We start from the raw sequence: 12,158 nt of genomic DNA, 5'->3' as shown, positions 1-12,158 counted from the left end.
GCATCAGATCATCCACACGACTATTTATCCACAGCTTTCCAAAGTTGCGATCATGGGGACCTTCTATGTGGTGTGGTAAATGGGTGACCAGTCTTATGCCTACATATCGTGTCGGGGATCCGTTCTATGGAGATCCGCGATCACCTGACCTGTGCATGGTGGGAACGGATCTAGTTGTTCCTGCCGATATGTGTTCCACACCTGCGCTTCGGGCAAGCGCCGTTGCCTCCGGCCTGTCCGGTGACGCAGTCCAGGTTGATGAGACCGCAGTCTTTGTCTATACGGGCGTGTGGGCGATCAATCCTCGGGTGCTACGAATGATTCCGACCGCTCCCCTGCCCGGCAAGTCCACCCGGTGGACGAGCGACAGGAGGCTTCTCAAGGAGCACCACATCGAGAAGATTGGGCACGGCTACGTGACAACACGAGAGCGGACGGCCGCGGATCTACTTCACTTACCGTACGAACGGGGGGTAACAGCTCTGATACCGCTTGTGCGGGATGGGCTTGATTTAGATCTCGTCCAAGAGATCCTGGGTGACCGCTTCCGCGGTGTGTCGAGCAGGCGCGCTAGTCAGATGATGGAGCAGATTGCACACGCTCTGGCATCGTGTCCCGAGTCCCCGTGACACGGTACGCGTCGTAGACGCCCTCGATGTCCCGGAGTGCGCGGAGCACCTGCTGGAGGTGCCTCGCGTCCGCCATCTCAAACGTAAAGCGCGACTTCGCGACCCGCTCGCGGTTGGTATTCATGTTGCCGGAGATCATATTGACCCCGTGCTCGGAAAGAACGCGTGCAATATCCGCGAGGAGTCCAGCCCTGTCGAGTGCCTCGATGGCGACCTGAACAAGGTAGACGGACGACGTACCCTCGTCCGACCAAGATACGGGCAGGAAACGCTCGGGCTCCCTCTCCAGGTTCTTCACATTCGGGCAGTCAGCCCGGTGCACCGACAGGCCGTTACCGCGTGTCACGAACCCAACGATCTTGTCCGGCGGTAGCGGGGTGCAGCACTTGGCGAGCTTGACGAGAACGTCCGAGTCGTCCAGATTCTCCACCGCGACGCCCGAAGACGTCCCAGATCGTGTCGCCCGGATCCTTGTCGGCGTAACCGCCTCGGCGAGGGTCTCCTCAACACCGGCCTGACCACCCTGGGAGGCGATGAGCCGGCGCACTGCCGTCTCCGCCGAGACGTGACCTTCTCCGATCGCCGCGTAAAGATCGGACACGTCGGTGCGGTTCAGATCGTCAGCGACGCCCTTGAGCGTGTCGTGAGACATGAGGCGCTGGACAGGTTGGTTCTTCCTGCGGATTGCCTTTGCGAGCCGTTCCTTACCGACCTCGATGGCCTCGTCGCGGCGGTTCCTCGTGAACCACGACTTGATCTTGGCGCGGGCGCGGGGAGAGGCAACGAATTCGAGCCAGCCCTGGCTCGGCCCAGCATCCGTCCCCTTTGCGGTAATGATCTCGACCGTGTCGCCCGACTCCAGCTTGTGATCGAGGGTAACGAGACGGTCGTTAACCTTCGCGCCAACGGTGCGCTGGCCAACCTCGGTATGGACTGCGTAGGCGAAGTCGACTGGAGTCGAGCCTGCGGGGAGATCCATGACTTCCCCCATCGGGGTAAAGACATAGACCCGGTTCCCGGACATCTCGTAACGGAGCGAGTCGAGGAACTCGGCGGGATCGGCTGTTTCGCGTTGCCAATCGACGAGCTGACGGAGCCAGTTAAGCTGGGTTTCCTGCTCGTTTGGAGCATCCTTGCCGGACTTCGTAGCGTTCGGATTCTCCTTGTACCGCCAGTGCGCAGCCACGCCATACTCGGCCCGCTTGTGCATGTCGTACGTACGGATCTGCACTTCCATCGTGTTCTGGTCGGGACCAATAACTGTCGTGTGGATCGACTGGTACAGGTTGAACTTCGGGGTCGTGATGTAATCCTTAATGCGACCCTGGATTGGGGTGAAAAGCGTATTGACCACGCCGAGGGCCGCATAGCAGTCGCGGACCGACTCAACGAGCACGCGCACCCCAATGAGGTCGTAGATGTCCTCGAAGTCGCGGCCGCGGAGAATCATCTTCTGGTAAATCGAGAAGTAGTGTTTCGGGCGGCCCGTGATCGTGCAACGGATTCTCGCGGCCTTAAGCTCCTTGCTCAGCTGCTCCTTGACGGACTCCAGGTAGGCCTCGCGTCCCGAGCTACGCTCGGAGACCAGACGCTCGATCTCCCGGTACACATCGGGGTAGAGCGTCTTAAAAGACAGGTCTTCGAGCTCCCACTTGATCGAATTCATGCCCAGGCGGTGCGCGAGCGGGGCATAGATCTCGAGTGTCTCGCGCGCCTTGGACTGAGCCGAAGCAGACGGGACATACTTCCACGTACGCGCGTTGTGGAGACGGTCGCCAAGCTTTATGAGAAGAACGCGAATGTCCTTCGACATCGCAATCACCATCTTGCGGACGGTCTCCGCCTGTGCGGCCTCGCCGTATTCGACCTTGTCGAGCTTCGTCACACCATCGACAAGGACCGCAACGTCGTTCCCGAATTCGGTACGTACTTCGTCAAGGGAATAGCCGGTGTCTTCAACGGTGTCGTGTAGCAGGGCGGCCGCCAGCGTATCCGTGTCCATGCCGAGCTCGGCTAGTATCGTTGCGACCGCAATTGGGTGCGTGATGTAAGGCTCGCCGGACTTGCGCATCTGCCCCTGGTGGCAACGCTCGGCCACCTGGTAGGCCCGGATGACTTTCTGGCGGTCAACATTGCGGCCTTCGATCGCCGCCATGAGCGGCTCCAGGGCCGTCGGGACATGCTGATTTCGCCCGCTCAGCCAAGCAAGTCTCGACCGGATGCGGGGAACATCACTTTCCGGTTCCGCCATGTCCATCATTGTACGGCTGTTTGCAACTGAGATGAAAAACACTGCCGATCCTTGAGATGCAGCCACACTCCGACCATCAGAACTAGCAGGCACTATGAGACATGCGAGAACTATCGATGTAGCAACAAGCGATTTCTCCTTTATCGTCAATGCTTCTTAAGAAGCGACGTCGATCATCGTGGAGAATTCCGAGGACAGGCGGATCATGGCTTGACCATTTCCACCGGAGCGCAACGATATTGCACCGGAGCAGCTTCGCGACGGTCGAAGCACCCTCTCCTGACAGCAGTGCGACCCGAGACCTCGCCCGAATGCTCGATGACCATGTCAGGTGTCAGATCTCATTGGCGCTTGGGGATAATCTCCCGCAAGGTACCGGCCCGTGAGAGTACCTCAATCTATAGCCGCTCGGGTCATATGTCGCGTCGCCGCCCTCGTCCGTATTGAATCCGTTCCCGGCACTCAGAGTGCACAGACCTCGCCCGTTGAACCAACTGCGAGGGTCGGCATGTTTTCTCCTCAGATCTACCGGAACATGTGCGTGCAGTGCTGGAACGCGGACACATTGATCTTCTCCTCCTCAGTTCCGGTACATCCGATGCTCTCACCGGGGACCAGCACAAAGACACGTCCGACCCGCTTCCCGCTACCCGCCCGCGATGGCAGGGCACACTGGGATTCACCCCTGACCTTCTGGCATGGGAATTCCCTGAACGAGGGCAAGCCATGCGAGCGCTCCAATACCCGTATCACCTTGTTCAAGAAACGCTTGACCCCCGTTCGCAGTGAACGGGGATCAGGCTGAGGAAAGTTCTTGAATAGCTGCGCTATTAGTACGTCAGGACAGCATCCACGGTGCGGCCAGCAAGCCTCTCGCGACCGCCAAGGGCACCGATCTCCATGAGAACGCAAAGGGTATCAGCGTGGCCGCCGGCGGCCTCGATAAGCTCGAAGGCAGCATTGGCGGTGCCGCCCGTTGCCAGGACGTCATCAATGACGAGCACGCGGTCACCATCATTGACCGTGAACGGCTGGAGCTCCATGCGGGCCGAGCCGTACTCGAGGTCGTAGTCGATTCCGACAACCGGTCCGGGCAGGCGACCCGCCTTGCGCACGGTCAGCATGCCAACACCGAGCGCCACGGCCAGTGGAGCGCCGAGGATGAATCCGCGAGACTCGAGGCCGGCTACCGCATCGACCTTGCCGCGGTAGCGGTCGGCGAGGATGTCGATAAGGGCCTTGAAGGCAACCGGATCTGCGATCAGCGGCGTGACATCCTGGAAAAGGACGCCCGGCGCCGGGAAGTCGTTGACCTCGCGGATATGGGACTGGACGAGCTCCACGATGTCCTGGGGGAACGGGTTATCTGTCATGCCTTCTTCTCTTTTACTTCGTTCACTAAGGCGGCCTTCTCGCGAGCCGCCAGAACACTCTCGGTGTGCTCCTTGATGTCCGCCTGGCGCTCTCCGAGCGTCACCGCAAGCGGTGACGCAATGAAGATTGACGAAATTGCCGAAACTAGCATACCGACAAATAGCGCGAGTGACAGGTCCCGGAGCGTTCCTGCTCCCTGGAATAGGACGCCAATGACAAGAATCGAGCCCACGGGCAAGAGTCCGGTCACGGATGTGTTGATGGAACGGATCAGGGTCTGGTTAACGGCCAGGTTCGCTGCTTCCGCATACGTGTAGTCGGTCTGCTCCGCAAAGCCCTTCGTGTTCTCGCGGACCTTGTCGAACACGACAACGGTGTCATAGAGGGAATAGCCAAGAATCGTGAGCAGGCCAATAACGGTAGCTGGAGTGACCTCGAAACCAGAAGCCACATAGACGCCCACGGTGATCGCAAGGTCGTGGAGCAGTGCTCCGATCGCGCCAATCGCGATTGTCCACGTTCGGAAGTAGATCCACAGGACCAGGCTCACGAGAACAATGAAGACAACGAGCGACTGAAGCGCCTGCTGGGAAACGTCGGCGCCCCAGGTGGGGCCAATAAAGGTTGACGCAACATCCTCAGGCGGGACTCCGTAGGCCTCAGCCAGACCATCACGAACGTCCTGGGTTTCCTCGCTCGACAGTTCGGCTGTCTGCACGCGGATAGAGTTGGAACCCACCTCGGAAACTCGAACGTTGGCGTCTCCGGTGTACTCGGCGACCACGTCGATCGCATCCTGCTGGGAGGAATTCGCGGTCCCCGAGATCGTGAACTGCGAGCCACCCCGGAAGTCGATGCCGAAGTTAATCGGCTTGACGATCAAAAGCAGGGCGGTGAGAGCAATGAAAACAAGGGCGATCGAGTACCAGATCTTCCTCTTCCCGATGATGTTGAAGCTCTTCTCACCGGAGTAGAGATTGTTGCCAAGGGAGTACATGGACATTAGTTCTCCTCCCGTTTCGCGGCGCGGCGTTCAGCCGCTCTCCGCTGGGCGAGTGTCATCGGCTTACCGGAGCCAGAATCCCCTGCCGCCGTTGCCGAACCAGCAGCGCTGCTCCCGTTGGATACTGCCGCATCCGGTGTTCCTGCCGAATCTGTGGTCACGTCCGAGGCCGATGCCGCACCCTGAGAGGCCGACTGCCTCGAAGCCTCGGTTGCGGTCTTCCGCGATGCCTTTGTGGAGGATTTGCCCGCTCGCTTGTTGACAGACTTCTCGGGCCGGTCGAGAACGGACACGACAGTCTCGTCCTCGGTTGATCCCTTTGATGCTACTTTGGCCTTGCGTGCCGCGCGGGCTTCCTTCTTGGAAACACCGGAGTCACGGACGCGCCCGCGTCCTGCGTACACCGGGTCGGCCTCGAGCGACGCGGCTGACATGCCGGACCAGCGGTGGCCGTTGCCGAAGAAGTTCGTCCGGACCAGGAGCTGCATCATCGGGTAGGTGAACAGCATGACGACGATAACATCGATAACCGTCGTGAGGCCGAGCGTGAACGCGAACCCGCGGACACCGCCAACGGCCAGGAAGTACAGGACGACAGCTGCAATAAAGTTGACCGCGTCTGACACGAGGATCGTTTGCCGGGCCCTCGACCAGCCGTACTCCACCGCTCCCTTGAGTGTGCGGCCCTCGCGGATCTCGTCTCGCATTCTCTCGAAATAGACGATAAACGAGTCGGCGGAAATACCGATAGAAATGATGAGTCCGACGACGCCGGCGAGCGACAACCTGTACCCCATCGTCCACGACAAAAGCGAGATGAGGAGATAGGAAGTGCCGGTCACCATGATGATCGATGTGACCGCCAAAACGCCCAGCCCGTGGTACTGCCAGAGCAGGTAAAAGACGATAAGCACCGCACCGATCGCACCAGCGATCAGCGAATTAACGAGCTGCTCTGAGCCGAGGGTTGCGGAGATCTGCTCCTCGGAGAGCACCTCGAACGTCAGCGGCAGCGAGCCGAACGACAGCTGGTTGGCCAGCGACTCTGCCTGATCGGCGTTAAATGTTCCGGAGATCGAGGCCGATCCACCGAGGATCGGTTCTTTGAGAGAAGCCACGGAAATGATCGAGCCGTCGAGAACGATGGCGAAGAGGTTCTTCGCAGTCCCGTACTGGAAGCCAGCAAGGCGCGTGGTGACGTCACCGAACTTGTCACCGCCCTCGCTCGTGAACTCGAGGTTGACCTGGAAGCCGCCGACGGCGACACCCTGTTCGTTAACGCGGGGACCGGAGTTAGCATCCGAGAGATCCTGACCGTCCAGCTCGGTGGGGCCCAGAATGTAGGAAGAACCTGTCTCGGGATCGCATGCCACCACCGGCATATCGGCCTCGGAGTAGGTGTTCTGCAGACGCGAGTCCACCGCCTGACAGTTGATTGTCAATCCCTGGTAGAGGACATCTTCCGTAATCCACGCATCGGACGACGGGGATTCGGGCTCCGTGGTCGGCTCGGTTGAGATCTCGCCGTCGCCATTGAGGTCGGCGATAGCTTTCGCTGTGGCGATCTGGTCGTCAGTCAGCGGGGAACCGTCGGTCGAGTAAACGGGAGTCAGTCCCTGGTTTGCCATAACCTGGCCCGTGTAGTCAATAACGGGACGCAGGCGCAGAACGGCCGACGTACGGACCAGGTCAAGGGTCTCTTCACTCGGGTTACCGGGGAGGCCAACAACGATGTTGGAACCGCCCTGCGATGTGATCTCAGCTTCGGCAACGCCGGAGGCATCGACGCGCTGGCGAATGATCTCAATTGCCTGCGCGATGTCCTCGGAGGTTATCTCGTAGCCGGGTTCCACGACCGGGGACAGAATGATCTGGGTGCCGCCCTCCAGGTCGAGGGCGAGGTCCGGAGACCAGCGGGACTCCTTTGTCGTCACCGTTCCGGCAACAAGGGATGCCACGAGGGTGAGAACGAGGAGGAAGAAAACGATTAAACGCGTTCGAGGCGACCGTTCGGTCGCCTCTTCAGTGGAACTCATCTACCGATCAGAGGGCCGGTCGAGATCCGAGTCGCGCGGGCTCAGCCCGTCAAAGCCGGACTCGGCATCCTCATCATCGGAGTCGTCCTCGGCGTACGTGTGCTCGTACGGGGGCTCGATGACGGAGTTGATGGCGTTCGAGAGCCACTGGGTTTCGTCGCCCGATGCAGACTCGAGGGTGACAACGCCACCGTCGATATCGACGATCTGACCGATCATGCCCGTCTGGGTAACGACGGTGTTGCCGACAACGAGTGCGGACTCGCGCTGCTCAGCTGCCTTGGCCTGCATCTTCTTGCTCGAACGGCTCATGAGGATCATGAAACCGCCGAATACGACCATGAGAATAATAAATTCCACGGGGACTCTCTTTCACGTGACGATCAGACCAGAGTATACGGCAGAAAGCTCAGGGATCGAAGAGAGTGTTTTCCGGTGGCTGCAGTCCCAGGTGCTTGAAAGCGGCGGGGGTTGCGGCCCTCCCCCGGGGTGTACGAACCAGCAGTCCCTCGCGGACTAGGAAGGGTTCGGCAACCGACTCAACGGTCTCCGGTTCCTCTCCCACAGAGATCGCCAGGGTGGTCAATCCCACAGGTCCGCCGCCGAATCTCGTGCACACCAGCTCCAGAACGGCTCGGTCGAGGCGGTCCAAACCGAGATCATCAACCTCGAAAACCTCGAGGGCCGCCTTCGCGGCCGACAGGTCGAGAACGCCGGTGCCTTTAATCTGAGCCCAGTCCTGGACGCGGCGGAGCAGACGGTTAGCAATACGCGGCGTGCCGCGCGAACGGCTCGCCAACTCGTGCGCCGCATCCTGCGTTAGATCGGCTTCGAGCAGTAGCGCCGATCGAGTAACAACCTGGGCCAGCTCATCCGCCGAGTAGAACTCGAGGTGCCCCGTAAAACCAAAGCGATCCCGCAGCGGAGCCGGGAGGAGGCCCGCTCGGGTGGTCGCACCGACGACCGTGAACGGCGGCAGGGGAAGCGGAATCGACGTCGCACCCGGACCTTTACCGACCATGACGTCAACGCGAAAGTCCTCCATGGCCAGGTAGAGCATCTCCTCCGCGGGCCGGGCCAGACGGTGGATCTCGTCGATGAAGAGAACATCGCCCTCCTGGAGGGAGGACAGCACGGCCGCCAGATCGCCAGCGTGCTGAATCGCGGGGCCCGAGGTCAGCCGGAGAGCTCCACCAACCTCGGCGGCAATGATCATTGCGAGTGTTGTCTTACCAAGGCCGGGCGGACCTGACAGCAAAACGTGGTCGGGAGTTGCCCCGCGGGCAATGGCGGCTTGAAGGACGAGCGACAGCTGGGTGCGGACAACTTCCTGGCCAACAAACTCGTCAAGAACTTTGGGGCGCAGAGCCGCCTCTGCGGCACGTTCGGTGGCAGGTGCTTCGGCGTCGGTGATCGAGTAGTCCTCGCTCATCGCTTACCGCCCAGCTTCTGCAACGCAACGCGAAGCGTCTGCGACACCGGCATCGCGCCATGCTCAGCTTCCACATCCGAAACCGTGCGCGCGGCCACATCCTCGTTCCAGCCCAGACCAACGAGAGCTGCGACCACGTCGGCGGAAGCCGACGCCGGGGCCACGGCCTCCACCTGGGAGGTGGCGGGCCCAAGCTTGTTACCCAGTTCAAGAAGAATGCGCTGAGCACCCTTCTGACCAATGCCGGGAACCTGGGTCAACCCGGGGATATCTTTCCGCTCGACGATTGAACGAAGTATGTCGGGAGTGTGGACCGAAAGCACGGCCAAACCAATCTTCGGGCCAATGCCGGAGACCGTGGTGAGAATCTCGAAGGTGTTCCGCTCGTCCTCATCCGCAAAGCCGTAGAGAGTCATCGATTCTTCGCGGACGACGAAGGACGTATAGATGGTGCCCTCTTGCCCCACCCTCAGCTCCGACAGTGTTGTTGGGGTCGCAATGACCGAGAAGCCAATGCCCCCGACATCGATGATCGCGGTACTTGCCGTGGTCTTCAGGACCGTACCCCTGACGAGCGAGATCATGTAACCTCCCTGGAATCGAACAATTGTTCCAATACTATCAGCGGCCGCGCTTTTCGCGTGCACGCCCCGCCATCTGTTGTGCAACGATGCCGGACATGCGTCGTGAACGCTCACCTTCGGCCCAGGCACGCTGGGCGGCCGTCATGCCCTCACCGGGGACTCCCGGCATCATCGCTCCACCGTGCTGAGCGCCCTCGGCCGTTTCATTCCGCGATATCGCTCCCCCGCGCCATGCGTGGGTGATGGCAAGGGCAAGGGCGTCCGCAGCATCGGCGGGCCTCGGTGGTGCGTTAAGCCGGAGGATGCGCTGCACCATGAGCTGAACGGCCTTCTTCTCAGCCCTGCCGTCTCCCGTCACGGCGGCCTTGACCTCGGAAGGTGAGTGAAGGGCGAGGGGAAGCTTCGCGCGAGAGGCGGCAAGCATGGCGACGCCGGCGACCTGGGCGGTGCCGATGATCGAACGAACGTTGTCCTCGGCGAACATGCGCTCAACAGCAACAACGTCGGGGCCGTGCTTTTTCATCATCTCGTCGATGCCGTCGGCGATGATTTCGAGCCTGCGGTGCGGCGCTGTGTCGGCGGTTGACCGAACAACGGCGACGTCAACGTAGCTGACCTGCCGGGCTCCCGATGCATCGATGACTCCGATACCGCAGCGGGTGAGGCCGGGGTCTACTCCCAAGATTCTCATGGTTCCTCCGGAACTAACCTAGCGCACCGATGAGCCCGCGGATGAGGGCCGACACGGCTCCGGCACCGGCGACGAGGATGGCAGCGGCACGGGCCTTCTGTGGACTCACACGCTTCGAGAGTTGCCCTCCGATCGCGATTGCGACCAGGACTCCCGCAAGAATCACGAGAAGAATCCAGGGGTCCGGTAGGACGCTGAGCGGGGTGGCTCCGATGAGGACTTTGACGGCGACGGACAGCGCACCGAACAGCAGGAAGACGGGTTGGAGCGTGGCCTGGAAGGAACGCTGGTCCCAGCGCGACAGGAGCGCGTAGATGACCAGGGCCGGTGCGGCGACTCCGGAGACCGTGTTTAGAAATGCGCCAAGGGCCGCAAAGGGAACAAGCCACGCAGGATTGGTGAGGTGCGGCAGGCCCCTGAGTTTGCCCGCACCGACGGTGACGAGCAGGGCAAGGAGAAGAAGTGCACCGACCATGACGGATAGCCAGTTGCCGTCGAGTTCGCGAACGAGCTGCCCTCCGGGGATTGCTCCCAGGAGGGCAGAGGGCGCGATGATGCCGAACCGTTTCCAGTCGATTCCGGCCCTGAGCACAAATCCTATGAGTAGGGCGCTCATGACCGTCGTCATGTTTGTCACCGTGACGCCGGTGGCTGGGCCAAGCAGGAGGGCGAGCACCGGGGATAGGACGAGTCCCATTCCCATACCCGATACCCGCTGCAGGGTCCCGCCGAGAATCACCGCGGCAACGAGCACGCAGAGTGCTCCTGCGGACATCAGTCCTCGTTCATCTGAGCCAGAACGTCATCCGGGATATCAACGTTCGAGTAAACGTTCTGAACGTCGTCAAGGTCTTCCACGGCGTCGATGACCTTCATGACCTTCTCGGCGTCTTCCTTGTTGACCTCAACCTTCATCGAGGGCACAAACTGGACTTCCGCGGAATCGTAGTCGTATCCGGCCTCCTGAAGGGCAGTGCGGACGGCAACCACGTCATTCGGTTCGGACACAATCTCGTAGGTTTCGCCCTCGTCGTTGACCTCGTCAGCGCCTGCATCCAGCACCGCCATAAGAATGTCGTCCTCGGTGACGTCATCGGTCTTCGAGACCTCGACGACTCCCTTGCGAGCAAACAGGTAGGCAACGGAGCCCGGGTCGGCAAGCGTGCCGCCGTTGCGGGTGAGGGCAACGCGGAGCTCGGAGGCTGCACGGTTGCGGTTGTCGGTCAGGCACTCGATGAGGATAGCAACGCCACCGGAGGCGTAGCCCTCGTACATGATCGACTCGTACTGGACGCCGTCTTCGCCCTCACCGGAGGCGCGCTTAAGTGCGCGGTCAATGTTGTCGGCCGGAACGGAGTTCTTCTTGGCCTTCTGGATTGCGTCGTAGAGCGTCGGGTTACCGGCGGGATCGGGGCCACCGGTCCTCCCGGCCACCTCGATGTTCTTGATGAGGCGCGCAAAGAGTTTGCCACGCTTAGCGTCGAGCGCGGCCTTCTTGTGCTTGGTGGTTGCCCACTTTGAATGTCCCGCCACGGGTGATAACTCCTAACAGATTGGATTACCGACCCAGTGTATCCCTTTACCTGACTCTTAGGCGTCCTCGATGACCGTAAGCGAGCCGTCCCAGCCCTCGAACCATCCCTTGGCAAGCTGAGCAATGCCTTCCGGATAGATGGCAACACCGGTTTGCTGGGCGTTCTCGATCTCGTCGACTCGCCACCAGGCAACCTCGTCGAGAACTTCCTTCTCAAGCTCGGTTAAGTAGTCCTGGTTCCATAGCGAGATGCTCTCAGCCTCGCTGTTGCTCACATGGAGAAGATAAAACCTCTCGTATTGCCTACGCAGGTGGAACGTGAAACGAAAGACGGCGCTCCTTTGAAGAACCGGGCCGACAAGGCGGTCAGGATCAACCGCCAATCCGGTCTCCTCATACAGCTCGCGGGCCGCGCCGTCGACAGGATCCTCCCCGGGATCAATCCCCCCGCCAACCGTGAACCACCACGAATGATTGGGATCTTCGGTGTCGTGCCCGCGAATGAGGAAGATGCGGCCCTCCTCATCGATCGGGACAACCCGGGCCGCGTTCCGCTCAAGGATCCCATCAGGGCCGGGCGTCCACTCGTCGTCCCCGCTCATCGAATCCCCATCCTTGTCTGCC

12 protein-coding genes are annotated in these 12,158 nt (G+C 60.8%); 1 reads left to right on the top strand and 11 read right to left on the bottom strand.

What is annotated here, in order from left to right; all coding sequences use genetic code 11:
* Positions 1 to 65 precede the first annotated feature (65 nt).
* On the top strand, positions 66 to 629 hold the full coding sequence (locus EJ997_RS03055) for a hypothetical protein (RefSeq protein WP_164719748.1): 564 nt from the start codon (positions 66 to 68) through the stop codon (positions 627 to 629).
* Here EJ997_RS03055 and EJ997_RS03050 read toward each other — a convergent pair.
* From EJ997_RS03050 to EJ997_RS03000, 11 genes are all read right to left on the bottom strand, one after another.
* Complete coding sequence (locus tag EJ997_RS03050) at positions 571 to 2,880, bottom strand: RelA/SpoT family protein (protein ID WP_323052625.1); 2,310 nt, start codon at positions 2,878 to 2,880, stop codon at positions 571 to 573. The genes EJ997_RS03055 and EJ997_RS03050 overlap by 59 nt on opposite strands.
* Positions 2,881 to 3,710: 830 nt before the next feature.
* Complete coding sequence (locus EJ997_RS03045; RefSeq protein ID WP_126703276.1) at positions 3,711 to 4,253, bottom strand: adenine phosphoribosyltransferase; 543 nt, start codon at positions 4,251 to 4,253, stop codon at positions 3,711 to 3,713.
* Positions 4,250 to 5,257 carry a protein translocase subunit SecF gene (gene secF, locus EJ997_RS03040; protein WP_126703275.1) on the bottom strand — a complete coding sequence of 336 codons (1,008 nt, stop codon included), beginning with the start codon at positions 5,255 to 5,257 and terminating at the stop codon, positions 4,250 to 4,252. Before secF ends, EJ997_RS03045 begins: the two co-directional genes overlap by 4 nt.
* Positions 5,257 to 7,293, bottom strand: coding sequence for a protein translocase subunit SecD (secD, locus tag EJ997_RS03035; RefSeq protein ID WP_126703274.1), 2,037 nt, complete (start codon positions 7,291 to 7,293; stop codon positions 5,257 to 5,259). The genes secF and secD overlap by 1 nt, the downstream gene beginning before the upstream one ends.
* Positions 7,294 to 7,653: a preprotein translocase subunit YajC gene (gene yajC, locus EJ997_RS03030; protein ID WP_126703273.1), complete on the bottom strand. Its 360-nt coding sequence runs from the start codon at positions 7,651 to 7,653 to the stop codon at positions 7,294 to 7,296.
* 49 nt (positions 7,654 to 7,702) lie between these two features.
* Positions 7,703 to 8,725 carry a Holliday junction branch migration DNA helicase RuvB gene (ruvB, locus tag EJ997_RS03025; RefSeq protein ID WP_126703272.1) on the bottom strand — a complete coding sequence of 341 codons (1,023 nt, stop codon included), beginning with the start codon at positions 8,723 to 8,725 and terminating at the stop codon, positions 7,703 to 7,705.
* Entirely contained in the window at positions 8,722 to 9,309 is a 588-nt protein-coding gene (ruvA, locus tag EJ997_RS03020; protein WP_126703271.1) for a Holliday junction branch migration protein RuvA, read from the bottom strand. The genes ruvB and ruvA overlap by 4 nt, the downstream gene beginning before the upstream one ends.
* A 37-nt stretch (positions 9,310 to 9,346) precedes the next feature.
* On the bottom strand, positions 9,347 to 10,000 hold the full coding sequence (gene ruvC, locus EJ997_RS03015; protein WP_126703270.1) for a crossover junction endodeoxyribonuclease RuvC: 654 nt from the start codon (positions 9,998 to 10,000) through the stop codon (positions 9,347 to 9,349).
* A 13-nt stretch (positions 10,001 to 10,013) separates the two neighbouring features.
* Positions 10,014 to 10,775, bottom strand: coding sequence for a sulfite exporter TauE/SafE family protein (locus EJ997_RS03010; protein WP_126703269.1), 762 nt, complete (start codon positions 10,773 to 10,775; stop codon positions 10,014 to 10,016).
* Complete coding sequence (locus EJ997_RS03005) at positions 10,775 to 11,533, bottom strand: YebC/PmpR family DNA-binding transcriptional regulator (RefSeq protein ID WP_126703268.1); 759 nt, start codon at positions 11,531 to 11,533, stop codon at positions 10,775 to 10,777. The genes EJ997_RS03010 and EJ997_RS03005 overlap by 1 nt, the downstream gene beginning before the upstream one ends.
* Positions 11,534 to 11,590: 57 nt before the next feature.
* Positions 11,591 to 12,136, bottom strand: coding sequence for an NUDIX hydrolase (locus tag EJ997_RS03000; RefSeq protein ID WP_126703267.1), 546 nt, complete (start codon positions 12,134 to 12,136; stop codon positions 11,591 to 11,593).
* Positions 12,137 to 12,158 lie beyond the last annotated feature (22 nt).

This window comes from Flaviflexus ciconiae, assembly GCF_003971195.1.
Lineage (GTDB): Bacteria > Actinomycetota > Actinomycetes > Actinomycetales > Actinomycetaceae > Flaviflexus > Flaviflexus ciconiae.
The sequence above is the reverse complement of the archived record's forward strand: the minus strand, read 5'-3'. Positions and strand labels throughout refer to the sequence as shown.